The sequence below is a fragment of the Paenibacillus sp. MDV22-iso6 genome (assembly GCF_058408365.1).
Genome location: NZ_JBZVDZ010000001.1, coordinates 1,396,147 through 1,422,355 on the forward strand (window position 1 = coordinate 1,396,147; position 26,209 = coordinate 1,422,355).

Below are 26,209 nucleotides of genomic sequence, written 5' to 3' on the forward strand. Positions count from 1 at the left end.
CCTCCTGTTATTCACAAATAATAGCGTCTTTGATGTTGCTAAAGAACATCTGTTCCCAGAGACCTTCCTGCTGATGTACCTCTTGCTTCCCATTCTCATTGACGGTCAACTTAACTGTCCCTATACTACGAACGTATGTTGGATTTATTTTCAAGACTTTTACAGCCACACGCATCGGTAAAGAAAGCTTCATGCCCTCCAATAGAGAACTTGCAACGATATCCGCTTCCCGATGATACTCAATTTGATAAGAAGTGTTATTGCCAGAGGACTGAATAAATTTCAATTGGTTATCCATGAATTTCTTTGTAAAGGGATGCTTAATCGTATCCGTTCGTTCTATCCTCGTGTTCTCCTCACGATCTTCCAGAATCACACCGTCTTTAGCAATCATGATGATAGGCATGCGTGTATAACCATACTTTTTTTCCGCAATGATATCGCAAGATATCACGGTATACGGTCCAATATTAGCACGGCACCAGTACCAATGGTTGATGAGCTTGTTCATTTCTGCGTTTCCCCAATTATGATCGTGATATCCGTTACCAACTAATTCACGGCGTTGTCCATTTACAGTAAGTACGGCCTCCAGATCGGCAGAAGGCTGGGCAACGAACCATGCAAAGAAGTCCTTTTGTTTTTCTCCAAAAAATATATGTCCTGTTTTAGGTCTCCACATGGGCACGATAGATTTCATGGTACAGCGATATTCAATGTCATCGTCAACGAAATGGATTATATAATCCCCATTGGAGTATTGGATACTACTTCTATCAATTTTCACATCACATGTTTCTTTGGAAGCGCGGATTGTACTACCTTTCTCTTCGGATATTTTTTTCGAAATGTTTCTACCATCCGGCATCGTCAGATCAAACCTTATTGTTGGGCATGCCTCACCTTTGAGGTCGAACTCATACTTCGTGTAGAACACGACTACAATCTTAGTACCATCTGTAAATTCGGCGTCAAAATACCACCACTCATAACTACCTGCTTGTCCATCTGTTCTCATACCATCTTCCCAATTGGCAGGTTCTTTCGTAATCCCTAATCTTTTGTAATCTTCATTGGTATGTGCTAAAGTCACTACCTTGTTCATCCTAAATTCCTCCGCATCCCATTAGTGTCACACTTGTGTAACTTGTTGGGTTCGATTATAATTGGATGTCTATAAAGCAGTCAATACGTGTGACAGAGGTTACACATTAGAGGTGATTTGTGACATGTCTACTCGCGTTAATCCTATTGCTCAACGATCAAAGAAATGGTTATGTGATGCTTTAATTGAACTTTTACAGGAAAAACCCTATAGCGCAATCACGATAACAGAGATGTGTGATAAAGCCGGTCTAGTAAGAAAAACCTTTTACCGCAACTTCACATCCAAGGAATCTGTACTCGTCGAAATCATTGATTTAATGTTTCAGGATTTTTTTGAATATATTAGTGATCAAAACTTAGGGCCTCATGAAATGCCCCTTGCCTATTTCACATTTTGGGAGAAACATAACGTTTTTCTGCACATTTTAATCGAAAATCAATTATTTGGACTTCTTAACGACCAATACGTTCTTTACTTGGAAGCGATGGAGCATATTATAGGTACTAAGCATGAGTACCAGAGCGAAATAGAAAAAGATTATATGAGAACGATGGTGGCTGCGGGGTTATGGAGCATATTAAAAAAGTGGATAATACGCGGTTGTACGGAGTCAAAAGAAGAAATGGCCAAAATGACACTTGATTTTTTTGATATAGAGTGAAACTTATATTTAGGTTAGACCATACTCTAACTAAGAACTAAACATAGATTATAGAAAGAGATATCAACAAAATGTCAATTTATCTTCATACTATTACGACAATCCTTTGACTTGTCTGTGACAATAGTCACGTTCTTATGATAATTCTGATATCATTAGTACATGAGTGAGATGAATGATCTTGATCGTAATGTTATGAGTAGATAACTACCATCATTACTGTATGGATATTAGGAGGAATAAGATTGTGTTATTAGCGATATTAAGTATAGTTATGGTCGTACTGTTTACAGCATTCATTGTTCTTAAAACGTATAAGCGAAAAGAAAAACTTACAGGTATGCCTGGCATGATGATCGCTATGACCATTGGCATGATGTCCAGCCTTGTACTTGGTGTACAATTAGGCATTGTGTTTCCTCGTGATTTAACAGTCCCATCCATTGCCGCCATATTGTTTGGCTTAGGAGCCGGATACTTCACAGGCAAACCTATCAGTATATTGGCAACTTTGGATGGTATGTTGGCAGGAATCATGGGTGGCATGATGGGCGCAATGCTCGGGGTAATGATTGGTCCTTCCTATATCATGATGATATTTGTTGACATCCTATTCATTTTTATTTTGAGCGTTGCTCTTCAATTGTCGAATCAAGAAACGGATACTAGCGCTAAAACAAATAAAAGTGGAATTGGTGTGCCGTTTATTGGAGGTATACTCACTGTAGCTTTTGGAATTGTAGCTGTGGGTGCAACGTTATTTTACCAATTCCAACCGAATGATACATCGGCAATTAAATCACAAGAATCACAGAGTGAGCAAGCTAATTCTGTTCAAGAAAATTCAGGATATCAGATTGTTTCCGTCGACGTAAAATCAGATGGTTTTAGTCAAGAAAATATTAAAGTAAAAGCTGGCGTTCCGACGAAAATAAATTTTATAAAACATTCAGGTTATACATGTATAAGAAGTGTTCAGTCTAAAGATTTAGGAATAGATGTGTATCTTGAAAAAGGTGACAACTTCATTACCTTAAAAGATCTGAAACCTGGAACGTACAACTTTAATTGTGGCATGTACATGTATTATGGAACGATCACCGTAGTATAAGCGAGAAATGTAGGATCATAATAGGGAACGTTATGTCAGTTAATCATGACATAACGTTCCCTATTTAAATTGCTTTTGTTGACCTTTACATAACAAAAAAAACCGCCAGCGAAAGCCAGCGGAAATTCTAAGCTTAATATTAAACTAAGAATGCTTTGGAGATGATAACCAACAGAATAAACAATACCAGAATTGCACCAACGGACGTGAAGCCACCGTATCCTCCACCAAGTCCGCCTACATTTCCATATCCAACTTCGCTCATGTTTCTTCCCCCTCTTTTGTGGTATGTGTTAGATTATTCAGGATTTGTTAATTTGACAAGGCTAAAAACAAAAAAGGCTACTGCTCCCTCTTCCCTTTCAACCGTAAGATTTTTGTAAGAATGAATTAATAAAAAATCAGGATTCACACTCTAGAATGAAGATAAATCAGTTGATATCATTCATATCTATGAGGAGGACAATAATGAGTTTAACGAGAGAATTAGGTAGCTTCAAGAAGTACATAGTAGGGTTCATGGCATTATGGATTGTGTTAGCATGCGCTACAGGTACCGGTTATGCAAGCATTGAACCTGCGACAAGTCAGACGTTAGTGCTTGAGCATGCGACGATTGTAGATGTAAGGTCCGGAAAGTTAGCCAGCGATCAGACCATTATCATTAAGGATAACAAGATCAGTTACATTGGAAGTAGCAGTCAAACGGCCATTCCCGATTACGCGCAAGTACGGAATGCTAAGGCCCAATATATCATTCCCGGTCTGTGGGACATGCATGTCCATCTGGAAGATAACTATAAAGACGCTTTTCCTCTCTTTCTGGCTAATGGTGTAACCGGAGTAAGGGAGATGGGCGCGGCGCTGACAAACGTCGATATATGGAAAACGAGTATTCAAGCCGGGATGCCTGCACCACGTCTTTTCTATGCAGGTTCGACTCTAAATGGAGGTCCTGCTGACGTAGCCCCACACATGTTCTACCTGAGCACAGAGGAACAAGCGCGGGAAGCTGTACGTCTCAATGTGGCAAAAGGCGCGGATCATATCAAAGTGTACTCTTGGTTGCCGCGTCCTCTGTTTCTAGCAGTCATGGATGAAGCCCAAAAATACGGTTTGCCAGTTGTCGGTCATTTGCCGGTAGAGGTTCGAGCCAGCGAAGCCGTTCAGCTAGGATTTAAGAGCATAGAGCACCTACACGGGTTGTTTATTGCCACTTCGAGCATCGAGGATGAACTTTTCAAACATGCCGACATGAGTGATTTGCTTGGTTATTCGCTCGCAGAGGTCGAGGCTTCCCAATCTTATGATTCAGTAAAGGCTAACAAGCTGTTCCGCAAATTCAAAGAAAAAGGTGTCTGGCCTGTACCGACCATGGTTACCTATTTGAATATGGCCAAAACCGAAATCGATCCGCGGTCCAAATACGTACCGACGGCCGTGCAGAAGCAATGGGCCGAAGTGATTCGCGCAACCCCTCCCGAACAAACGGAATTAATGGAGGCCATCAATTCCCTAACGCCGGGCATGGTCAAAAAGTTAAATGATGCCGGCGTGCCTATGCTTGCAGGCACCGATTCCAGTTACGAAATGACTAACTTTATATACGGCATTTCCTTGCACGATGAACTTGAATTGCTAGTTAAAAGCGGCCTCACCCCACTCCAGGCCTTGCAGTCAGCAACGTTGAATCCGGCACGATATTTGGAAAGAGAGCAGGAACTGGGCACCGTAGAAAAAGGAAAACTTGCCGATCTCGTAATTCTTGATAAGAATCCGTTAGAGGATATCCGAAATACGACAAGCATCTCAGCCGTTATCTTGGATGGGAAACTGATGGAGAAACAAACTTTGGACCATGCAGTTCAAACCTATCCCGTGATAAAAGTGGCCGATGTGAAAGAGGAAACGCAATAATCTGGGTCTTCTGCCAATAAAAACATCCTTCATTAATCATTAATGCGGACAAGCCCTTCTCTTCCCGAATATGAAGAGGAAGGGCCTTATCCTGTTTCGATACTTTGATCATATTAAAATGAAAACGACAGCCCAGTAAATTACTGTTCTGCCGTTAAAATAAACATGATATTTATCGGATCATGGTAATCAAGCAAGCGCATGTGCCCTTACAAGTTCAGATCATCTGCAAGTGCTTCAACTCCTGTGAAGATAGAATCGCCGTAACCCCAGAAGTTGTTGAAATCGATAACGTAAATTTTCTTGTTTTTAATCGCGTTAATACTTTGCAATTGCTTGTTGGCTAGCAGCTTTTCAATCGTTTGTTCTGGATCAATACCGCCGGCATATTTCGAAATAATCATGGCATCTGGATTGATCTCGATTAGCTTCTCCAAACTGAGGGTGCCTTCTTCGTTAATCAGCATATTATGCATATTGATTAATGACATTGCACTTTCAATAAATGTGTCTCCATTTCCGTTGTACACTCCAATGGTTCCATCACCATTATCAAAGAAAGATGCATAATTGATCGTTTCAGCGCTTGCTCGAGCCGATAACGCTTTCTCACGTGCTTTGAGCTGATCGATATATGCCGCTGCATTCGCTTGTACGTTAAATATTTTACCTAGCTCAGTGATATCCTGATATAGATTATCTAATTTTGCGTCAGTAACACTGGTACTTTGTACAAATGTTTTGATATTCATCTCATTCAGACTGTTTACAGTGCCCACGCCCCAATCAGCATCTTCAAACAATCCCCCGCGCCCCATAATCAGATCAGGTGAAGCACCTATGGTCACTTCTTTACCTACATAACCTTCAGATAACACAGGAATTTTTTTGAAATCTTCAGCAATATCATCAGGTACATTGCCAAACAACGCCGCTACGCCAACAATCTTGTCAGTCAAACCAAGACGAATCAATAACTCTGCTGCACCTTGTGTATTGGCAACTACTCGTTCAGGTGCCTTATCAAAGGTTTGTTCCTTTGCCACCCAGGTGCCGTTTTCAGTTGTATAGTTTGACACAACAAATGGGTACGTTGTTTGAGCTGCGCCTGTAGCATCCGCATCCGTTTTTTGCTCATCTGTTGAAGCATTCGTAGCGGTATCCGTCACTGCTCCCTGTGAGCTAGTGTTTGCATCTTTGCTGCTGCCATTACTACTGGAGCAAGCTGCAAGCACAAAAACAAGTGCAGTAATTAAACAAAGGATTGCTCCTTTTTTCACTCGTAAAAACATTCAAAATCTCTCCCTTTTCCTTTTTCTTTTTGGCCATTATGTATCATAGTCATTGTCAGTATACAGCAAATGTCGAACTACGTAAATGAGAATGATAACTATTATCATATAAAAAAGTTGCGATTTATAGAGCCCCACATTCCATTGGTGAAATTTCCACGACAGATCAACTATCCATGCCCTCGAGATCTTCCGTTTCTAGTAGCACATCCAGATAAAACAAAAAAAGCCGCTATAATAGCGACTTTCAATGGAGCCCTAACCGATTGTGCCAGTCGGAACGTGCCGTCTTCGAACCTTCTACTCATCCGTTCGTTACATTGCCGCTGATATTAAACATTAATTGTATTGACGAATATCAGGCGGTACATAAGTACTTATAAAAGTGTTAATTTCGTCTAAAGAATCTGTAACAAGTATCTTTTGTCTATCTGTTTTCGTTAAGAAACCTTCTTCGACCATTTTGTCATAGAATTGGCCAATCAGATCATAATATCCGTTCACATTGTAGAAGATGCATGGATTGACATGCTGCCCAATTCTCCCCCACGAAATGACCTCTGTAATTTCTTCAAGTGTCCCTGGTCCACCTGGAATTGCAATATAGCAGTCTGCAAGTTCAATCATTTTAGCTTTTCTCTCATGCATATTAGACACAATAATGATTTTGTTAAGCTGCTCATGGGCCAGTTCTCTCGCTTGCAAAAAGGTGGGTATAACCCCAGTAACAATGCCACTACGTTGAATCACAGTATCTGCGAGTACTCCCATTAATCCTGCTTTTCCGCCACCATAGACTAGTTCATGTTCCTGGTCAACAATCCAGTTACCTATCTGAACGGCAGCTTTCTCGTAAATAGCGTTGTTACCTTTACTTGCACCACAATATACCGCAATCCGTTTCAATTCAATTCCCCCGTCCATAGTAAATTAGCCGCGCCAACTGCTTACATCACATTGACCATATTCATTATCCCCCACAGCCACCACCGTGCCGTCTGATTTAATGCCAAGAGTATGAGCACAACCCGCAGCTACCGCCACAATATCACACCAGCCCCCTACATTGCACTGTTCATGCTTATTCAACCCCACAGCCACAACCGTACCGTCCGATTTAAGGCCAATGGTATGATTACTTCCTACCGCTATCGCCGTAATATTACCCCAGTCGCTTGTATCGCATTGGCCATGTTTATTTCTACCCACGGCAACCGCCTTACCGTCCGATGTAAGCCCCACGGTATGAAGATACCCTGCCGCTACTTCGACAATGTCGCTCCAACCGCTTACTTCACATTGGCCATACTGATTATTGCCCACAATCGTCACCGTTCCGTCTGATTTAAGTCCGACGGTATGCCAGTCACCCGCCGCTACCGCCACCATATCACGCCAGCTGCTTACATCGCATTCGCCTTCATTATTTCGTCCCACTGCAATCACTGTGCCGTCCGATTTAAGACCAACGGTACGACGCCACCCCGCAGCAATTGCTACAATATCGTGCCAGTCGTTGACTTCGCATTGATCGTGTATATTCCAACCCACAGCCACTACAGTGCCCCGAGACGTTAGGCCGATAGTATGCGCATTACCCGTGTTCGTTGCCATGTGAACATTACCAGCAGCTACCGCCACCATATCGCGCCAACCGTTTACATCACATTGTCCAACTTTATGATCACCCACTGCCGTCACCGTTCCGTCCGATCTAAGACCAATGGTATGACGTCGCCCCGCCGCTATGGCGGTATATTTAGGGCGCTTCACCTTTAATGCCGCTTCAATCGACGAAATGTAATCCATCTTTTACCTCCTTAAAATAAATTACCAGAACCCCGTTGCAGTATGAATATTATTTTTTTACATCTTACTCTACAATAAATAGTAAATACAACGATTAGAAAGGTCAAAAAAACCGTTAACTCTTTTCAGAATTAACGGTTTGGAAATCGTACCCTATTTTAATTTAGCTGGCGGAATACTTTGCGGGTTATTAAACACATTTTTCGGATCATATTTCGCTTTTACTTTTCTCAATCTGGCGTAGTTCTTTCCATAATAGGTCGGCCCTGGATTTTTAATACCTTGGTCTGGTACGTTAATGTACGACCCAACAATATAAGGTTGCAATTTCTTTCTTGTGTTCCGAGTCAAAGCAATATTTTTAGCTGCACGCGATGGCTTCACCCATGAGCTGTTCCATTCTACATAAAATTCAGCTTTACGCCAATAAAACGCAGTGGCTTGAGGAGCGACTCGACTTACAGCACCGCCCCAGTTAAGGAAATAGAAACCGGCTGGTGTACCTTCCTCTGCATTTTCCAGAAACTCACGCATGACTTTGAAGGCTTTATCCGGGAATGGCTGTCTACCAAAGCCACTGGAAAACTGGTTGCTGTACCTTTGAGTGAGCACAGGATCTGGGGCTAGTAAAAACTTCGTGGCTGCCCTGTATGGCAGGTACAGAATGCTTTTTTTGGTAGGCGTTCCTACGCTAAGAATGGGTTCCAACTGACGGAGGGCTTCACTCTTCGAACCGAGGTATACCCCTATCATGCTAACATTTCCGCCTTTTTTGGGACCAACACTTAATTCACTTCCCAGCTTGGTACTGGCATTAGGCGCCCATACTTGCCATTTCTTCACGACTTTTTCGAACTGATTCCATGGCCATGTGATACTAAATACAGTAGCTTTGGCTGGAGAGCGCCGCACCTTGAATTTATATTTAGTATATACACCGAAGTTACCGCCTCCGCCGCCACGTGTAGCCCACAGAAGATCGGAATTTTTCTTTTTGTTCGCCCGAATAATCCGCCCTTTAGCGTCAACCATTTCGAGCTCGATTAGATTATCACAGATGAGACCCGTTGTCCTTTGCAGTGGACCAATTCCACCACCAGGTGTTATTCCACCAATTCCAACCGTTGGACTGTCACCAAATGGGGCCATATATCCTTGTCGAGCCAACGTATCCACGATTCTTCCTACCCGATTTCCTGTCTCCACGACGGCCGTTCCGCTTTTTTTGTTTAATTTGATTTTCTTCATTTCGCTAACGTCGATGACAATACCACCATTGACTTGTGATAGGTTGGGCTCTAAAGCGTGCCTCCCACTTCTCGGACGAATAGGGACCTTATTTTGACGCGCCCATCTTATGGCATTGGCTACATCCTGTGTTTTTTGAGCAAATACAAAAACTTTAGGGAATCTGTCCGTATGCGGATCCCAGTTCTTCCGAGCCACTTCATATCCAGGGTCACCTTTAAACACCACTCGCCCTGTAAGCTTAACTTTTGAAATCACGTATCTATCCAACTCCTTAGTTATGAAAACACATAATTTTCATTAACAAATTAGGCTGATTCCATATAACCTATGAAGGGGAATCATGTTGTGTTTGGGCGTATACAAAAAGAAAAATATCGGATCACGAGCAACCTACGCTCAGAATCCGATATTTTCGAATGAAATCATTTTTCCTTATGCAATCACTTTAGTTGAAGCTTGAAAACATCTCCCACTTCACCACCAAAGACGATAAAACCACCTTTGGGAAGCAGCGTTGATTGTTGATTGGTTGCTTTCGAGAATTGAACCACTTCACCTTTATCGTTATATACCGCATAACCTCCACTCTCCGGAGAATCCACGGTTAACGTTTTGTTCGCCGAGCGGGAATCGATGGCATACCACCGAGCTTGACCGTTTGAAGGGATGGTGGTGATGCCTTTTTTCCCACCGAAGATTGGTGTAATGGCTTCCTCCGCAATATACTCCTGTCCATCCTGAGTTAAGTACTCCGCTTCGTTCTTCGTGCGGAAATGCAGATCGAAAGCATCTCTTCCGTTCATCACAGGAATCTGGGCAACATTCTCTGCATTATCCGGATCTACAATTTGGTTGCCATTCGCATAACCGTTCTCCACATCTACGGTCAGGTTTTTGATCAGCATCGATGGCACCAGATAGAAGATCGACGTTATCTTTTCATCCAGCGCGTAATATTTCGAGCCGTTTCTAGCCTTCCATTTCTCTTTCGATGCTGTATCCAGCGAATTATTTTCCAATTTTTGATAATCATATGTGTTCATGACCGTTTGGCCTAATCCAGGCAGCGTGATATTCGCCTGAACTTTAAAATATACCTTGTCGTTGCTTTCTTTCTCGAAGCAGACCTTCACACTTCCGTCTTTACTCGTAAATTGTCCTTCACCCGTGTATACGTAATTCTGCTCTGGGATAAGTCCTCCCTGCATAGCCGGAAGTGCGATCTCGCCATTCTTAACCTCTATATCAATTGTTGTACCTACCGTACCATAGAGGCCTGAATACGCCGTCAATTCCGAAGGCATCGTTGTTTTGACAGGTGATGAGAATGTTTGATCAGGATCTATTTCGTCGATGATGCCTTGATCTTTAAGAACCTCCAGCAGAACTTTAGTGGCAAACATCTGATTATAAATAGAAGACCCGCCCGAAGAAAGGACCGCCATTGAGATATCATGTTCCGGTATAGTGATTAATGAGGCATGATACATCATGGTGTCTCCACCTTTGGCAAGTGCGGTAATGCCATAATCGCTGAACGGTGCTAGTGCTACAGCATCCCATCCGAGACCATAGTTGAAGGTATTTCTCTCTTCGGACACCCATATTCCCCGACGATATTCATGATTTTGCATGGACTCTGCTGCTGATTTGGACAGAATATCCGGTTTGTTTCCTATCAACACTTCAGCGAACTTGCTTAATTCTTCTGCAGTCGAGTAGACTCCACCTGCACCGATGATATTGGCATTTTCGACAGGCAGTTTCGTTTCAAACGAAGGCCAATAGGTTTCGGATAATTGTTTTCTATCAAAAGAATCAAGCGGTGTCTTGGTTGCTTGCAGCTGTAACGGCTCACTAATGAACTTGGCAATAAATTCGCTGTAGCTCAATCCACTCACACGTTCAACCAATATCTCAAGCAATTGAAAGCCATCATTGCTATAGACGGAATAGGCTCCCGGGGTTGATTTCAATTTCTCTGACTTTAGTTTGAGTAGTAATTCATCATGATTGCGGGTATCGGTATCGTCAAATAACATACTGTTTCCATAATGCGTACCATAAAGCCCGGAGGAATGGTTCATGAGCATTCGTGGGGTTATTTGGGTATACCGGGCATCTGCCATTTCAAAATCTTTAATATAGGAAGTGAGGGGCTGATCCAGATCCACTTTACCGGAATCCACCAGCATCATGGTGGCAGCCGTGACAACCATTTTGCTAACGGAGCCTATTCCAAACATGGTATCCTTGTCGACTGGTGTCTTGGATGCTTTGTCCTGAAATCCAACACTGTCGGACAAAATGATCTTCCCTTCATCCATGATCGCATATTGTAAACCTGTGACACCATAATTCTGCACCATCTCTGTGGCGAGTCGCCCAGCCTGATCTTCAATCGCTCCCATCTTGTTCGTCTCTGCACTGACATCTGTCATCGGAATGACTACAAGTACAGCCGTACATAGCATACTGATTAGTTTCTTCATGATAATAACTTCCTCCCTTATGATACTGCTCATATAATTACATTCATCATATCGGGGAAGAAGCATATAGAACGATAACGAACCCTGAATGGAAAAAAACAATCCCCGAACGGTATGTTCAGAGACTGTTCATGTCAAAAGGAAGAACGACCATGTTATTAAATGTCCGATGATGATTCTCGATACTCATATGTCCGCCATACTTGTCGCACATTCTCGATATATTGGTTAAGCCGATCCCATGGAACTCGGGATTGGGCTTCTCACTCTTGAGGTGAGTCAATTTTTGCTCCACATGATTTAGAATCTGGATTACGAGTGCAGACGCCGTGGAGTGAATTGCAACCAGGATATACCTGTCTTCGGCATGTCTAACTTTCTTGGAAGCTTCGATGGCATTATCCAACATATTGCCGAGCACAACGCACAGATCATAACGATCGATATGGAGATGTTGTGAATGGAGTTGAATACGGGTGTCGACTTTGATCCCATTTGCCTTCCCCACGGCGATGGTATTCGTAACAAGGGCATCGATAACAAGATTGCCGGAGTTCACCCGCTGGTACGCTCCTTCAATCTTATTCAATGTGAGTTTAATATGCTCACCTGCGGCATCAAGCTTGTTTTGCTTGATACACTCTTCAATGTACAGGAACTGCTGATTGGTATCATGGATGATGCTTTTCACGTTTTTGAAACTGTGCACTGTCTTTTCATAGTTGGCATCCTGATAGTCCATCTGACGCTGTAGTTGAACATTTTCATGTGCGAGCTGAACCTTTTCCACCATATTATCGAATACATAAACAATGAACACATTGAGAAAAAGAGAGCCCAGCACGGAAACGACGTAATATATGTTTTTTTCACTATAAGTCGAGGCCACATTGATCTGATAGATCGTAATGGTAGGTACGATCAGAAACAAGAAATAATAACGATAATGCACAGCGAAACTTCTCCGTTTGGCAATCAAACGCACAATCTGGATAACAATGAACATGATACTGCAACCAAGCAACATCACTTTGGAGAACACCCAGTGATAATCCACGTTGAAATGATCCCATATGCTGTAATCCGTGGAATCGATCGCACTCATAATATATACGGCAATGTAATTTACCGTTGTGAGCAGTACTGCATAGAGGATGGTAAAAGCAAGTTTTATGATGAATTCCACCTCATAGGATTGTGCCAGGCTGAAGATGAATAACAATGCAAAAACGGACGAAACGACAGGTGAAAATGAAGATACCAAATAGAAATACCCTAGTACGATAAATACAATGAAATAGATTGCTCTATATGGCTTTCGTCTGGACTTGCCCAGCACGGAATTGAAATAAAAATTCACCTGGAATGCCATAAGTAAAGGAACGACGAGCACAGACAAGTATACATACATATCCATATCACTGAATCCTCATGATCATATATTTGGTATAAGCATCCTTGACTTCCTTGACTTTGGAGCGGCCTATAGGCAATTCCGTACCATTTAACATGATGACTTGAGTACCCGCAAACTTCTGAACATGCATCAGGTTGATAATAATCGAGCGATGAATTTGCAAGAAACCATGATCTTTCAAAGCGGTAGCGTAACCGGATAAGATGCCTTTGCTCTCATGCGAATTTTCCTGAGTCACCAATTTTAATTTGTTCTTGATCGTCAAACTCTTCATGACCTCAATCCAGAGAATATCATCGTATTTCAATAGAAGCTCTTCATAATCTGATTTAATCAGTACATACTTTTTGTCCAGCGCTATAAAATATTGGCACAGCTTAATCATTTTCTCCTCGAAGATATCCGGCAGGATTGGTTTGATCAGATATTGAAAAGTAACCACATCAAAACTCTCCACCATATACTCGGGGTAGCTGGTCAGAAACATGATTTGCACATCCAGATACTTCATATTCCTGATTTCTTTGGCTGTCTGGATTCCGTTCATTCCGCTCATCTCCACATCCATGATGAGGATATGAAACGTGTCTCCAACGTTTTTATAATGTGAGACGAGCTGCTCACCGGATGCAAATAATGTAATTTGAAAATCAATATTCGTTTTTAGGGATAAGGAGATAAGCATCGTTTTTACAAGTTCTCTTTGGTTCTCCTCGTCATCACAGATTGCAACATTGAACATGTTTGAACATCCGCCTTTCATCGACATCGATGCTGAATTTCACTCTCAAATATACTATTTTATCACAGGTTTAAGAGCGAGATTCGGATGAAACGCATGATTCAGACCCTAAAGCGCAACAAAGCCGATCAATTTTATCCATTGATCGGCTTTTCTTGATATCTATTCCTACTTCATTCAGGCTCAATGCTTAAATACAGCGTTGTGCAAAATCATAACACTACTTTAAAACTACTGTTCTATTTACGCTTACCAACCGCGGTTGGACATGCGCTCTTCTGGAGCCAATTTAGAAATTTCAATGCCTTTCATAGGGGCACCCAAGTTTTTGGATACTTCAGCAATCAGTTTGTAATCCGTGTAATGTGTTGTAGCTTCAACGATTGCACGAGCGAATTTCTCAGGGTTATCTGATTTGAAGATACCTGATCCTACAAACACACCGTCTGCTCCCAGATGCATCATTAGTGCTGCGTCTGCCGGAGTGGCTACACCGCCTGCTGCAAAGTTAACGACTGGAAGTTTTCCATTTTCATGAACATCGCGCAGTAATTCATAAGCTACGCCCAGATTTTTTGCTTCAGCGTACAACTCATCCTTGGACATGTTTTTCACTTTGCGGATCTGGCTGTTAATCAGACGCATATGACGAACTGCCTCAACGATGTTACCCGTTCCAGGCTCGCCTTTTGTACGAATCATCGATGCACCTTCACCAATACGGCGAAGAGCTTCTCCCAGATCTTTGGCTCCACATACAAAAGGTACAGTGAATTCATGTTTATCGATATGGAATACTTCGTCTGCAGGCGTAAGAACTTCACTTTCATCGAGATAGTCCACACCTAGGGATTCAAGTACTTTGGCTTCTATGTAATGACCGATACGAGCCTTGGCCATAACCGGAATAGACACAACCTTCATAACCTCTTCCACGATGGTTGGGTCTGCCATGCGAGCTACACCACCGGCTGCGCGAATATCGGAGGGTACCCGTTCAAGAGCCATAACAGCTGTTGCCCCTGCTGCTTCAGCAATTTTAGCTTGTTCTGCATTCATAACGTCCATGATGACGCCGCCCTTTTGCATCTCAGCCATTCCTCTTTTTACACGATCTGTACCTGTTTGCATGATTGTATTCCTCCTAATTAAATTTATTGTTTCACTTCAACCTATGATTTAGTATAGAATGAGAATGGACAACTAAAAAGATCCAATAATTTCGGTTTTTATTGTACCACTTCTAAATTAACCTCTGGAGGGCATATGCAATTTCATGTAGCTTACAGTTCATATTTGAACCGAAAATATACCAAGATGAAGGCTCTCTATCATGCAATTCGTGATGCTATTCATGATGGTAATCTGGTGCATGGCGAGAAGTTACCATCTACGAGAGAGTTAGCTGCGACGTATCACATTTCCCGAGGAACAGTGAATCAGGTATACGATACGTTGACTGCTCAAGGTTACATTCATTCAGAGCATGGAAGAGGAACCTTTGTTGCTTATCAGTTGGATTTAAGCAATGATGCGTCCACCGTGAAAGCTTGCGCTCATCACTTATCAGCCTGGGGGAATCGTATTCAGCAGTTTGAACAGCATACAATTCAAAGGAATTCACAAACCAATGCACAAACAAGTAATTCCAGAATAGAAAGCGACGAAGTTATTGATTTTAGCAAATACCAGCCTGATTTCTCCAAATTCCCTTACGATGAATGGAACAATCGATTGTATGCTGAGATACGAAATCGAGAGCATCACATAGAAACAACCTCTGCTCTTGTTAGTTCAACAGGAGAGCCGAAATTGCGAGAAGCCATTGCTGCCTACCTTCGGCGGATGCGGGGGATTCAAGTCGATGCGGATCATATTGCAGTGACTGCAGGCTCTATGCAAGCTATAGCTCTACTCACTCAATTACTTGCAGATCCCGGAGATCATGTAGTGACGGAGAGTCCTTGTTATATCGGGATTTCTCAAGCCATTTTGGCTGCAGGTGCAACGTTGATTGAAGCCAATCTCGATGGTCAAGGCGTTGTTCCCCAAAACTGGGAAGCACGTATGTTGTTTGTCACGCCGTCCCGACAATTCCCTACTGGCGAAATGCTCAGCCTTGAACGCAGACAAACATTGCTGGACTGGGCACATCGTCATGATGCCATGATTGTCGAGGATGATTATGATAGTGAATTCCGATACCGCGGAATGCATGTTGAACCGCTGAAAACATTGGATAAAGCGGGGCGCGTAATCTACCTGGGTAGCTTCACGAAAACCTTGCCTTTGGAAGTACGGCTTGGTTATGTGGTTCTCCCCCCTACTTTGGCAGACACCTTTAGAAAGGCACAGGCATTATACGAGCCAAGACCCGTCAATCTGATCGAGCAGCGGGCGTTAGCCGCATTTATGACAAGCGGCCAATATGAGCGTCATCTGCGCAGGATGAATCGTTTATACAGTCGCAAATTTCATCTGTTACTCAAACTTTTGAACCAGCAACTCTCAACATGGTTTGATTGGGTGGAAAATGAAGCCGGTCTGCATGTGTTTGGCTGGTGGCGAGGTGATGCGTCCACTTATGAAGTCTTTCGTTCGTCGGCTAGATCAGAAGGGGTTGTATACGCAGAAGTCAGCAGTTCAACGTCTGACGGTACGAAGTATGGTATCTATTTATCATTTGCACATTTGTCAGATGTTCAATTACAGGAAGGCGTATCCAAATTAAAAAATGCCGTCACAGCTCCATTGTGAGGTACTCTCTCTCGTCTCTATCTCGAATTTCAAAACGGAACAACAAAAATCCCCTCTTTTGTACAGGAAGATTCCACAATCATGGAATCTCTATTGACCTGTTCACCCTGAGGGGATTTATTGGCTAATGCGAGGGCTATGGTTGATGCATCGCACTTTTTATTTAATTATTTATTGAACGTAACTTTCTCCGAACCACCTTCAAGAATGATTGACGTGTCTCTCGGTTTTGTTTCCGCGATTTTGCGGCCACCTCTATACGAGTACAGTACACCAGCCTGTTTGCGAACAGCCTCGTATTCATTCTCTGCTTCAAGAACGATGAAGTTGGCAGGTTTTCCTACTTCAATGCCGTATACATCCTCGATATGCAACGTTCTTGCGCTGTTTTTCGTAATGAGATCGACCGAATTTACGATTTGATCATAACCCAGTAACTGCGAAGCATGAATACCCATATGCAGTACTTGGAGCATGTTGCCCGTTCCTAGCGGATACCATGGATCGAAAATGTCATCATGACCGAAGCACACGTTAAGACCAGCTTCCTGCAGTTCTTTGACGCGAGTCAGACCTCTTCTTTTTGGATACGTGTCGAAGCGCCCTTGCAGGTGAATGTTGACCAACGGATTGGAGACGAAATTGAGGTCAGCCATCTTCAGCAATCTGAACAATTTGTACGTATATGCGTCATTATAAGACCCCATCGCTGTCGTGTGGCTTGCTGTTGTACGAGAGCCCAGTCCGCGTTCGTAGGCTTCCTTGGCAACGACTTCCACGAAGCGGGATTGCTCATCATCGATCTCGTCGCAATGGATGTCGATCAAACGGTCGTATTTTTCAGCAAGGTCAAAAGCAACCTTCATCGAATCGACGCCGTATTCTCTCGTGAATTCGAAGTGCGGAATGCCGCCGACCACGTCAACGCCCATTTTCAGTGACTCTTCCAGCAGTTCTGCACCGTTTGGATAGGAATGAATACCTTCCTGTGGGAAAGCCACAAGCTGAATGTCGATGTATGGTGCCATCTCTTCTTTTACTTCAAGCATCGCTTTGACTGCAGTCAAGGTTGGGTCTGTAACGTCCACATGTGTCCGCACATGTTGGATTCCTTGCGCCATTTGCCATTTCAGTGCTGTTTTGGAGCGAGTTTTAACATCTTCATGTGTCAAGAATGCTTTACGTTCCGACCAACGCTGGATGCCTTCAAACAGCGTCCCACTCAAATTCCACTCCGGCTCGCCAGCCGTTAACGTTGTATCCAGATGGATGTGAGGCTCAATGAACGGTGGCAATACAAGTGAACCGTTGACGTCAAGTACTTCCTCATTTGCAGTGGCTTGTAGCTCCTGTGTAATTTGTTCGAACTTCCCGTCTTTTACAACGATATTCCATAGACCTTCTTTACCCCGCAATTTTGCGTTCTGTATAATCATTTATTTTCCCCTTTTCTTTAATGGATTCTTTGTTAGGAACGATCAGCATCAATACGATGTAGGCCACTGCCGTACCGATCAGTGCATTCAGTGGTGTTACGCCTGGAGCCAACTGAGCAAACGCAACGCCGATGGCCCAAGCCACCATTGCTACCCAGTTTACAGTTTTGAAACTCATCTCAGCAAACGGTTTATAGTTTCTGCGCTTCACGAAGAAGTAGTCTGCGATGATGATGGCCCCAATGGACGGTACTGCCGCGCCCAGCACATTCAGAAAGCTGACGAAATTGTTGTACATCCACATGGCAAATACTGTACCCACAATGCCGTTTACGATGACGAAGAACTTTTTCGAAATTTTAGTAATGTTGGCAAAACCCAATCCGGAGGCGTACAAGGCGTTATCGTTGGTTGTCCAGATATTGAGTCCAAGAACGATAATCGCAGGAATGAGCAGGCCTTGTAGGAACATGACCTCCGAGATATCAGCCAGGTTATATGCCATTGCACCAACTGCCCCGAACAGGAACATAAGCGAGTTCCCAAGGAAGAAGGCAATAACCGTTGCGGTAACCGCCTGCTTGGACGTCCGGGAAAACCGAGCAAAATCGGGCGTCAACGTTCCGCCACTAATGAATGAACCGATACAAATGGTCAATGCTGCTGCCGCGGTGAGTGTCTCTGTCGGCGTGTAATCGAGCAATCCTTGCAGACCTCCCAGCGAGCCTGCACCTTCGAACATGGAGTAACCGCCGAGAATGGCAATTGCCGGTACCGCGATATAACCCAAGATGACGAGCGATTTCATACCGAAGATGGCTGATGCCGTCATAGCAAGACCAAACAGGATAATCAGCAAGTACACGTTCCAATCCATTGCTTTGGCAACCGGAATCGCGAACATGGCCACGCCTACCCCGAACCATCCGACCTGTGTGAAGCCGAGCAGGAACGATGGCAGGTACGATCCTTTCGCACCAAACGCATATTTAGCAAGTAAATGTGTGGAAAGGCCTGTCTTGGCAGCGATATGCGCCAGTGCTCCTGTATAGATACCGAGCACCAGATTGCCCGCAAGTACGATGCCAATGAATTCCATGAACGTCAAACTGACTCCAAGCGTACCCCCTGCCAACATACTCGCCGAGAAGAAGGTGAAACCCAACATTACGGATAACGTCTTCCAAAAATGATTTCTCTGCGTTTTTGGCACCTCTTGCCATGAAAACTCTTGATCTTGTTTGCTCATCAGAATACCTCCAGCTTAAAGTGTATCTGATACCAAAAAAAGCAGAAAAAAGAGGCTACTCGTCAAGTTACACACTGACAAGTAGCCTCTTTTTACATCATAATCCGCGCGAAGACGCAGAGCATCCCTGAGGAGATATGCCCTGATTCACGCGTGATTATAAAATCCGCTGCCCTTGCCAGCCTCTCTGGACTGAATTAAAGGTACCAGTATTCAATTACATTTATTATTTTAGAAAACGCCGCAGATGTCAATGTCATTATTATCCAAATGTTATGAATCCCTTCTACAGTAAGCTTTTTTATACTTCTTTATCTTTTAAATGAACTAGGATTTATTAATAAAATCAAAGACCACGTAGTTTCCTTCAGAAGGGTTAACGTGGTCTTTTATCATTATCTATACCTTAGCTATACTGCAGTCTGTCCTTGTACCAGACGTCGGGAATCATATCACGTTCCAGTTCCAACAATTCATGAATGATCTTGTCCGCGTCACTGATGGAACTCACGAGTGGATCAGTGAGCATCGCCCTTCTCAGCTTCTCGTAGCTCTGCTCCAGAACAGCTTCGACCGTCAGCTCATGTGTATCCAGTACAAGTTCTTGCATTCCTCTTACTCCACGCGGCATCTCGCCTACATGAACTGGCTTAACTCCGTCCATTCCCACATCGCACAGCACTTCCAGGAACGAATCGGCATTCATATTGGTTACCGCGCCTTGATTAAGCGTATTGATGAAAAACTTCTTCCCCAAATTCCCTACCATGTTCTCAATGATATCAGTCGCATGGTCTGGCCCAAAGGTGCTCATGTAATCGGCAATCGGGATGTTCCCCGCAAGAAAGTCATCCACCTGACGCCACATTTCGTCGTGACGCTGATACCTGTCCTCTGTCTCCCAGATGGATAATGGCGGAATTGCGTCTGTAGTCTTACCCAGACCTTGCCAATACCGAACGTATTCCTTCGTATGAGCCGTGCAAGTGGGGATGATTCCAAAAATATCATACAGTTCGTAGGTAATCGCATCGTTAAAAATAGCTTTTGCTCCGCGATCACCGCCGTTGTTCTCATCACCTGCCATTTTGCGCATGGCTTCCGCGATTAGGGGCATCACATTTTCCCCTTCGAATTCCGCTTTAAGCAGCCAAGTGAAATGATTGACGCCAGCGATGCGGAAATCGAATTTCTGGTCGATCTCATTGGTGAACTCGTCTGTCTTTTCGATGATTCCAGCTCTTACAGCGTAATAGGCTTTCTTATGCGGCATATGATGACTATCGCACAGGGCAAACGATTTTAACTTCGGCGCATAGCGATGTAATGCGATGCCATGAACGGTAGACGGGTTAATATAATTAATTACCCAGGCATCAGGACATAGCTCTTCAATGTCTCTGGCGCATTCCATAATAACCGGAAGCTCTCTCATTGCCCTAAAAATTCCGCCGGGGCCAATCGTATCGCCGGAACACATACGAATGCCATACTTTAGAGAGACTTGGCAGTCAATTCCCCGATATTTGACTGATTGCTCTGCAAAGCTAAGCACAACGAAGTCAGCTCCCGGAAGCACTTGTCTTCTGTCCACCGAGCCCTCAATCTTTAAGGATACATTGTTTTCCCGGGCGACCCTCTCTGCAAGTGTTACCATTTTCGAGAGCCGCTCCTCGTCCGTATCCACTAAAGCTAAAGTTCCCTGGTTCAAGTATGGTGAGTGAACCATCTGCCAGATGGACTGACGACCGAAAAACAGGCTGCCCGCCCCAATAACAACTACCTTTGGATGCTGTGTGTTTGTAGCATTCATCAATAACCCTCCTCGTAACGATATAAGTTCATTATAGGTGAGTGGGCTGGAATCGGAATGTGTGATAGTTTTCAAAACATGTCATATGGTACGATAGATAACAAGAGATAAAGCCTTGGTTATATTAGTGATAAATCGAAGGATGTCATAAAGTGGAGAGAGATGAGTTGAATTAGATGCATGCAGGGACTGTAAATATGAGTATAATCGATGAACTTTCGGAGTACATCACACTTCGCATGAGCTCTTATTTGGAACAAACTCACGATAGCAATTGGATGGAGCACAAGTCTCATTCCGATTATGATCTGTGGTTCATTACAGCAGGCTCCGTCCAGATCACCATCGATGGAATCGCGCATACAGCGGACCAGGGTGACGTGGTGTTTTTTTATCCGGATATGCCCTATATTGCTTCTACGACCGGAGAACTGTGCCGATTCATATACATGCACTTTGATTTCAGCATTGCCGAGCAAAAGCGAATTCTAGGCGAGTTTCAACTGCCGGGCATCGTACCTGGCAACCTTGTTCGGGAGGAATCAACACTGTTCACCTCGTCCTATCGAAGGTTCAAGCAGGACAGTGGCGCTTCCGGAAGTCCACTTTATTTGAAGGCTTCTCTGCTTCTCGTCATTGCAAAAATTTTGGAGCTTCACGGGCAAGGTCTGTATTACGGTGAATTTCTAAAAGACCAAAAACCGACGAAAACGGAAGGAAGTCTGGAGGTTCTGCAGAACGTATTTCCATACGTGGATGCGAATCTGCACCGTGTCATCCGAGTTAACGAACTTGCAGCCATCGCCGGTGTCTCTGAGAAATATTTCATTTCTTTGTTCAAGAAAATTCTGGGCATTACACCAGGACAGTACATCAATCAAATCAAGATGAACCGGGCACGGGACTATCTGTATGAGAAAAAATATACTGTCCAGCAAATTGCCGGATTTCTGGGCTATCCCGATCCCTTCACCTTCTCCAAAGCATTTAAAAAATTTTACAACGTGCCTCCTTCCAAATTTGAATAGAGTGCCAGTGACTAAACGAAGAGGCAACCGGTCTATGCCGGCTGCCTCTTCGTTTAGTCACTGGTTATTCATGCTTCAGGTGTATGTCACTTCAGCGGTCCTCATAACGTAAAGGGTGCTTCACTCGAATACATGTCATGGAAAAATCCCCTGTACGGTATATCCTCTTCCAGACATTTAATGAGATACAACACTTCTTCGTTATCCTCCGGTTCTTCGCCCGTATGCTGCATTTCCTCCAATTGACCTAGGATATTCTCCAAAAGGGTAACTTGAATAAATAAAGACAGCTTCTCCAACATCGAATCTTCGATCTTGGTTTCGGAAGTATAACCAGCGAGGGCGGTTTCAAAATAATCATGCATGAACGCTTTGCGTTTACCAGCGTCAGGTTCGAATTGTATCCAGCCCACACCGTGTGTCCATAGATCTGCTAGATCATACATATACCAACCGAAGCATGAATTATCGAAATCATACACCGTGATCTGACCCGTATCAAAATCGATCGAGTAATTCCCATCGTTATAATCGAAATGGATCATTCCGAATGTTTCCTGGTTTGTATCCAAACCTTTTAAAGTATTCAGCAGTTCGAACATCTTCTCCTTAAGCAGCGAGAATGATTCAGGTATCAAGTTGTTGATATATTCACCTTTGTAATTATCAAAAAAATGATGCCGGCGATGGACGGGTACATAGCTTTTGGATAGCTGATGCATTTTGCCCAGAACTTTGCCGCTATTATAATAGTATTCGGTAAGTGGAACACCTTCTCGGTACTGATAATTATTTTCTACCAGCAACTTTCCCTTGGCCTTGTTAAACAGGCTGACAAAAAACGTATGATGATCATAAGTGATCTCTTCCAACAGATTGCCCTTCTTGGAACTCACCACATTCGAAACGCTGGCTCCATGATCAAACAGATACTGGACATATTCCAGTTCGGCAATGTAATCTTCCCGCTTTCTGTCAGGCAAAAAAGACACTCGGAGAATTAGCGATTCATACCCCTCTTGCTCACAGGTGTAAACGACATTCCGCCCACCCTCATGAGGTGGAATAAGCTGAATGTTGTAACCCTCCAGATGAAACAGCTCGGATACCAATGCCAGTACGTGCGTATTGCTGATGTTAACAGCTTCGTTAAAGTTAATAATAATCTCCTCCAGTAAACATTGTCGGGACGATCTCCCGCACTGCAATGTCCACAAAAGGAATCCCCATGCCGCAAATATCCTTCTGTGAACCTAAAGCACAATCACCTTGTTAGTCATTGAAATTCGCTCCTTTTTGTTCAGATGTATATATCTTATCCTACAATTCCAGATTATTCTATTGTTTTTGTTAATACTGCTGCCATGTAATAATATCGAATCAAAATATCTGGGTCGTCGTCATTGGACCATGAGTAAAAAAAGATTTGGTGAAAAGTAAAAAAAGTGCACAACCCACTTTTATCATTTCTCCGCTTTAACCCAAAAGTAAAAAAACATGTGGATTCTCGTCAATAACCTTTATATCCCGTTCTCCCTTTCTCGTTTAGACTATTTTCAAGAAAACGTATTCAAATATGACACTTAAGGGGGAAAGGAAATGAACAAGAAAACCAAGACTTTAATGTTGTCTTTATGCCTGTCGACCTTATTGGTCGCCGCCTGTACAAATGGAAGCAGCACCGAGAAAAGTACATCCAATACCGATTCGGATGCCAACGAGGGCGGAATAACAACCATCCACACCGTAACGTCAGAATATACTTCTGCCAAATATCCAAAGGGCGAAGATATCACAAACAATGTGTGGATTAAGCGATACAAAGAGCAGTTTAATATCGATGTCAAAACAGACTGGGTCAGCGATGAGTATGATACCAAATTGAATTTGGCTATAGCATCGAATGATCTCCCCGACGTGTTTAGGGTTAATCCATCACAATTAAGGCAGCTAGTCGAAGCAGATATGGTAATGGACCTTACCGATGTCTTTGAACAACACGCTTCAGAACGTCTCAAAGGCTATATGGAAACGGATGCGGATAGCTATGAGTCTGGTAAAAAGGACGGCAAACTGTACGGGATACCGCAGATGCACTGGGGATTAATTGAACAACCCGATTTCATCTGGATTCGGAACGATTGGAAAGAAGAACTGGGTCTCCAAGATCCGAAATCGGTGGAAGACATCAAGAACATTGCACTGAAATTTATGGAAAAGCACGGCGGATATGGCATAGCAGTAGATCAATCACTCGATTACCTCAACCTGCTCGCCATTGCATGGAATGCGCATCCGGATATGTGGATGGAGGATAACAGTGGGAAATTAGTGTATGGCTCAGTCCAGCCTGAGATGAAGAATGCACTGGCTGAGTGGTCGGAATGGTACAAGCAAGGTATCATTGATCCGGAATTTGCAATCAAAGACTTTAATGCGATGAACGCGGATATCGTAGCCGGCAAAGTGGGCGTACAGCCTTATTACCAGTGGTGGGGTTATAATCCTGGCGTTGATACAGTAGCCAATCTGGGTAAAGACGCGATCTTTTATCCGTATATCATCCCTACCATTGATGGTAAGGAAGCGAAACAATCCATCTTCTTCGCCAACAACAATTATATTGTCATGAAAAAGGGATTTAAGAGCCCTCAAGAAGTGATTAAGATTTTGAATGACTATGCTTATATCGTTGATGAAGGCAATGGTAAGGAATCCAAAGAAACACTATCCGCTTTGCTCGACAATGATATTGCCCATGTGGTCGGGGCGTTCCGTGTACTTAATCCGAATTCAGATTACGAGCAGTTCGAGGCTGTATCAGCAGCCCTTCAATCCGAGGATACCAGTGGGCTCACAACTTCGGGAATGTGGCAGAAATATAACAACAGCGTTGAGTTTATGAAGAATGCAACACCGGGAGCAGTTGGTGATTATCTGCAACAGGGTGCTCCAAAGAATGCGTATGGTCTGGCTAAGAAAGTACTCGATAGCGAGAACTACACAAAGACAGCGCTATGGGGTGTTTCACCGGAGGTGCTATCAAGTTACGGTACAACGCTGGATGATATTCTGACAGAAGGCTTCACCAAGATCATCATGGGTAGTGAACGTATCGATTATTTCGATGTTGTCGTCCAGAATTGGCGAGCGGCCGGAGGCGATGAAGCAACCCAGGCAGTTAATGATGCCTACGGAAAATAATAATGCGGTTGCCAAGAACGGAGGAATATGAATGCTGAGAAAATGGAAGCAGCAGAGTCCCTACCATCTCATGTTGATCCCAAGCCTAGTCTTGGTCTTCATCTTTAGCTACATCCCTTTTTATGGGCTTATTATTGCATTTCAAAAATACAATCCGGGTCTCGGCTTTAACTCTCCATGGGTTGGATGGGACAATTTTTCCCATGTATTTAGTCAGCCAAACTTCGTAAGAACCATCTGGAATACACTGTATATGTCCGTCTTTAAGATTATCGGGGGCATTATCGTGCCTGTTATTTTCGCATTACTGCTTAACGAAGTGCTGAACAGTGGTGTCAAACGTACATTTCAAACCCTGGTTTATATTCCGAACTTTCTGTCTTGGGTCATTATGGCTGGCATCATGCTGGATATACTTAGCTCCGATGGCATCATCAACACATTTCTAGGCGTATTCGGGATTGCACCTATCTCTTTTCTGGGCACACCGTCCATATTCCCATGGACGATGATCGTGAGTGATATCTGGAAAGGCTTCGGATTCGGCACGGTTGTATATCTAGCAGCCCTGACCAGTATTGACCCTGGTCTATATGAGGCTGCGGTAATTGATGGAGCCAAACGATGGAAGCAGACCATCTACATCACTTTGCCCCTCCTCATGCCAACGATTGTCTTAATGACTGTGTTGTCACTTGGTAACGTCCTCAATGCCGGATTCGATCAAATCTATAACCTGTATTCCCCTGTCGTGTATCAGACGGGAGATATTATTGATACCTATGTATACCGTCTGGGAATTCAGCAGGCACAGTATTCGATTGGTACGGCTGTCGGATTATTTAAATCCATCATTTCCAGTGTTCTCGTTGCCGTATCGTATTTCCTGGCTTACAGGGTAGCCGGCTATCGTATCTTCTAA

At 43.5% G+C, this 26,209-nt stretch carries 21 protein-coding genes; 7 read left to right on the forward strand and 14 right to left on the reverse strand.

What is annotated here, in order from left to right:
- Positions 1-7 precede the first annotated feature (7 nt).
- Positions 8-1,105 carry a lipocalin-like domain-containing protein gene (locus AC4PM4_RS05910; protein ID WP_072733164.1) on the reverse strand — a complete coding sequence of 366 codons (1,098 nt, stop codon included), beginning with the start codon at positions 1,103-1,105 and terminating at the stop codon, positions 8-10.
- A gap of 124 nt (positions 1,106-1,229) precedes the next feature.
- On the opposite strand from AC4PM4_RS05910, the gene AC4PM4_RS05915 reads away from it, so the two are divergent.
- Positions 1,230-1,769, forward strand: coding sequence for a TetR/AcrR family transcriptional regulator (locus AC4PM4_RS05915; RefSeq protein ID WP_090950883.1), 540 nt, complete (start codon positions 1,230-1,232; stop codon positions 1,767-1,769).
- Positions 1,770-2,016: 247 nt separating this feature from the next.
- Complete coding sequence (locus tag AC4PM4_RS05920; protein WP_256336274.1) at positions 2,017-2,880, forward strand: cupredoxin domain-containing protein; 864 nt, start codon at positions 2,017-2,019, stop codon at positions 2,878-2,880.
- Between the two features lie 139 nt (positions 2,881-3,019).
- On the opposite strand, the gene AC4PM4_RS05925 is transcribed toward AC4PM4_RS05920, so the two are convergent.
- Positions 3,020-3,145: a hypothetical protein gene (locus AC4PM4_RS05925; RefSeq protein ID WP_063562644.1), complete on the reverse strand. Its 126-nt coding sequence runs from the start codon at positions 3,143-3,145 to the stop codon at positions 3,020-3,022.
- A 203-nt stretch (positions 3,146-3,348) separates the two neighbouring features.
- On the opposite strand from AC4PM4_RS05925, the gene AC4PM4_RS05930 reads away from it, so the two are divergent.
- A complete protein-coding gene (locus AC4PM4_RS05930) occupies positions 3,349-4,797 on the forward strand; it encodes an amidohydrolase family protein (RefSeq protein ID WP_491613010.1) in 1,449 nt (482 codons plus the stop codon).
- A 209-nt stretch (positions 4,798-5,006) separates the two neighbouring features.
- Here AC4PM4_RS05930 and AC4PM4_RS05935 read toward each other — a convergent pair whose 3' ends face one another.
- From AC4PM4_RS05935 to pdxS, 8 genes are all read right to left on the reverse strand, one after another.
- Positions 5,007-6,089, reverse strand: a complete 1,083-nt coding sequence (locus AC4PM4_RS05935; protein ID WP_063562646.1) for an ABC transporter substrate-binding protein — start codon at positions 6,087-6,089, stop codon at positions 5,007-5,009.
- A gap of 339 nt (positions 6,090-6,428) precedes the next feature.
- A complete protein-coding gene (locus AC4PM4_RS05940) occupies positions 6,429-7,013 on the reverse strand; it encodes an LOG family protein (protein WP_072733167.1) in 585 nt (194 codons plus the stop codon).
- Between the two features lie 6 nt (positions 7,014-7,019).
- Positions 7,020-7,898 (reverse strand): RCC1 domain-containing protein, encoded by an 879-nt coding sequence (locus AC4PM4_RS05945; RefSeq protein ID WP_063562648.1) that lies wholly within the window; start codon positions 7,896-7,898, stop codon positions 7,020-7,022.
- Between the two features lie 153 nt (positions 7,899-8,051).
- Positions 8,052-9,404: an FAD-binding oxidoreductase gene (locus AC4PM4_RS05950; RefSeq protein ID WP_063562649.1), complete on the reverse strand. Its 1,353-nt coding sequence runs from the start codon at positions 9,402-9,404 to the stop codon at positions 8,052-8,054.
- A gap of 185 nt (positions 9,405-9,589) precedes the next feature.
- Positions 9,590-11,641: a serine hydrolase domain-containing protein gene (locus AC4PM4_RS05955; protein WP_491613011.1), complete on the reverse strand. Its 2,052-nt coding sequence runs from the start codon at positions 11,639-11,641 to the stop codon at positions 9,590-9,592.
- Between the two features lie 118 nt (positions 11,642-11,759).
- Complete coding sequence (locus AC4PM4_RS05960) at positions 11,760-13,058, reverse strand: GHKL domain-containing protein (RefSeq protein WP_491613012.1); 1,299 nt, start codon at positions 13,056-13,058, stop codon at positions 11,760-11,762.
- 1 nt (position 13,059) lies between these two features.
- Positions 13,060-13,800, reverse strand: a complete 741-nt coding sequence (locus AC4PM4_RS05965) for a LytR/AlgR family response regulator transcription factor (protein ID WP_079693810.1) — start codon at positions 13,798-13,800, stop codon at positions 13,060-13,062.
- 249 nt (positions 13,801-14,049) lie between these two features.
- The gene (pdxS, locus tag AC4PM4_RS05970; RefSeq protein WP_064637446.1) at positions 14,050-14,931 is read right to left on the reverse strand and encodes a pyridoxal 5'-phosphate synthase lyase subunit PdxS; all 882 of its coding nucleotides are present in this window, start codon (positions 14,929-14,931) and stop codon (positions 14,050-14,052) included.
- 165 nt (positions 14,932-15,096) lie between these two features.
- On the opposite strand from pdxS, the gene pdxR reads away from it, so the two are divergent.
- Entirely contained in the window at positions 15,097-16,557 is a 1,461-nt protein-coding gene (gene pdxR, locus AC4PM4_RS05975; RefSeq protein WP_491613013.1) for a MocR-like pyridoxine biosynthesis transcription factor PdxR, read from the forward strand.
- Between the two features lie 167 nt (positions 16,558-16,724).
- Here the strand turns inward: pdxR and AC4PM4_RS05980 are convergent, their stop codons facing one another.
- The 3 genes from AC4PM4_RS05980 to AC4PM4_RS05990 all read right to left on the reverse strand — a co-directional run bounded on the left by AC4PM4_RS05980 (position 16,725) and on the right by AC4PM4_RS05990 (position 21,055).
- Entirely contained in the window at positions 16,725-17,993 is a 1,269-nt protein-coding gene (locus tag AC4PM4_RS05980; RefSeq protein WP_063562655.1) for a cytosine deaminase, read from the reverse strand.
- Positions 17,962-19,242 (reverse strand): cytosine permease, encoded by a 1,281-nt coding sequence (gene codB / locus AC4PM4_RS05985; protein ID WP_090806903.1) that lies wholly within the window; start codon positions 19,240-19,242, stop codon positions 17,962-17,964. Before codB ends, AC4PM4_RS05980 begins: the two co-directional genes overlap by 32 nt.
- Positions 19,243-19,648: 406 nt before the next feature.
- Positions 19,649-21,055: a family 4 glycosyl hydrolase gene (locus AC4PM4_RS05990; protein ID WP_079693814.1), complete on the reverse strand. Its 1,407-nt coding sequence runs from the start codon at positions 21,053-21,055 to the stop codon at positions 19,649-19,651.
- Between the two features lie 176 nt (positions 21,056-21,231).
- On the opposite strand from AC4PM4_RS05990, the gene AC4PM4_RS05995 reads away from it, so the two are divergent.
- Positions 21,232-22,083: a helix-turn-helix domain-containing protein gene (locus AC4PM4_RS05995; RefSeq protein WP_491613015.1), complete on the forward strand. Its 852-nt coding sequence runs from the start codon at positions 21,232-21,234 to the stop codon at positions 22,081-22,083.
- 101 nt (positions 22,084-22,184) lie between these two features.
- On the opposite strand, the gene AC4PM4_RS06000 is transcribed toward AC4PM4_RS05995, so the two are convergent.
- Positions 22,185-23,300, reverse strand: coding sequence for a phosphotransferase enzyme family protein (locus AC4PM4_RS06000; protein ID WP_491613016.1), 1,116 nt, complete (start codon positions 23,298-23,300; stop codon positions 22,185-22,187).
- Positions 23,301-23,682: 382 nt separating this feature from the next.
- Between AC4PM4_RS06000 and AC4PM4_RS06005 the strand changes: the two genes are divergently transcribed.
- Together AC4PM4_RS06005 and AC4PM4_RS06010 are read left to right on the forward strand one after the other, a co-directional pair.
- Positions 23,683-25,287, forward strand: a complete 1,605-nt coding sequence (locus AC4PM4_RS06005; RefSeq protein WP_491613017.1) for a type 2 periplasmic-binding domain-containing protein — start codon at positions 23,683-23,685, stop codon at positions 25,285-25,287.
- 31 nt (positions 25,288-25,318) lie between these two features.
- The gene (locus AC4PM4_RS06010; RefSeq protein ID WP_063562660.1) at positions 25,319-26,209 is read left to right on the forward strand and encodes an ABC transporter permease; all 891 of its coding nucleotides are present in this window, start codon (positions 25,319-25,321) and stop codon (positions 26,207-26,209) included.

Excerpts from the sequence above, each read along its gene's own strand:
- AC4PM4_RS05910 (WP_072733164.1), bottom strand. The coding sequence starts at position 1,105 with ATGAACAAGGTAGTGACTTTAGCACATACCAATGAAGATTACAAAAGA.
- AC4PM4_RS05915 (WP_090950883.1), top strand. The coding sequence starts at position 1,230 with ATGTCTACTCGCGTTAATCCTATTGCTCAACGATCAAAGAAATGGTTA.
- AC4PM4_RS05925 (WP_063562644.1), bottom strand. The coding sequence starts at position 3,145 with ATGAGCGAAGTTGGATATGGAAATGTAGGCGGACTTGGTGGAGGATAC.
- AC4PM4_RS05930 (WP_491613010.1), top strand. The coding sequence starts at position 3,349 with ATGAGTTTAACGAGAGAATTAGGTAGCTTCAAGAAGTACATAGTAGGG.
- AC4PM4_RS05935 (WP_063562646.1), bottom strand. The coding sequence starts at position 6,089 with ATGTTTTTACGAGTGAAAAAAGGAGCAATCCTTTGTTTAATTACTGCA.
- AC4PM4_RS05940 (WP_072733167.1), bottom strand. The coding sequence starts at position 7,013 with ATGGACGGGGGAATTGAATTGAAACGGATTGCGGTATATTGTGGTGCA.
- AC4PM4_RS05945 (WP_063562648.1), bottom strand. The coding sequence starts at position 7,898 with ATGGATTACATTTCGTCGATTGAAGCGGCATTAAAGGTGAAGCGCCCT.
- AC4PM4_RS05955 (WP_491613011.1), bottom strand. The coding sequence starts at position 11,641 with ATGAAGAAACTAATCAGTATGCTATGTACGGCTGTACTTGTAGTCATT.
- AC4PM4_RS05960 (WP_491613012.1), bottom strand. The coding sequence starts at position 13,058 with ATGGATATGTATGTATACTTGTCTGTGCTCGTCGTTCCTTTACTTATG.
- AC4PM4_RS05965 (WP_079693810.1), bottom strand. The coding sequence starts at position 13,800 with ATGTTCAATGTTGCAATCTGTGATGACGAGGAGAACCAAAGAGAACTT.
- pdxS (WP_064637446.1), bottom strand. The coding sequence starts at position 14,931 with ATGCAAACAGGTACAGATCGTGTAAAAAGAGGAATGGCTGAGATGCAA.
- AC4PM4_RS05980 (WP_063562655.1), bottom strand. The coding sequence starts at position 17,993 with ATGATTATACAGAACGCAAAATTGCGGGGTAAAGAAGGTCTATGGAAT.
- codB (WP_090806903.1), bottom strand. The coding sequence starts at position 19,242 with ATGAGCAAACAAGATCAAGAGTTTTCATGGCAAGAGGTGCCAAAAACG.
- AC4PM4_RS05990 (WP_079693814.1), bottom strand. The coding sequence starts at position 21,055 with ATGAATGCTACAAACACACAGCATCCAAAGGTAGTTGTTATTGGGGCG.
- AC4PM4_RS05995 (WP_491613015.1), top strand. The coding sequence starts at position 21,232 with ATGCATGCAGGGACTGTAAATATGAGTATAATCGATGAACTTTCGGAG.
- AC4PM4_RS06005 (WP_491613017.1), top strand. The coding sequence starts at position 23,683 with ATGAACAAGAAAACCAAGACTTTAATGTTGTCTTTATGCCTGTCGACC.
- AC4PM4_RS06010 (WP_063562660.1), top strand. The coding sequence starts at position 25,319 with ATGCTGAGAAAATGGAAGCAGCAGAGTCCCTACCATCTCATGTTGATC.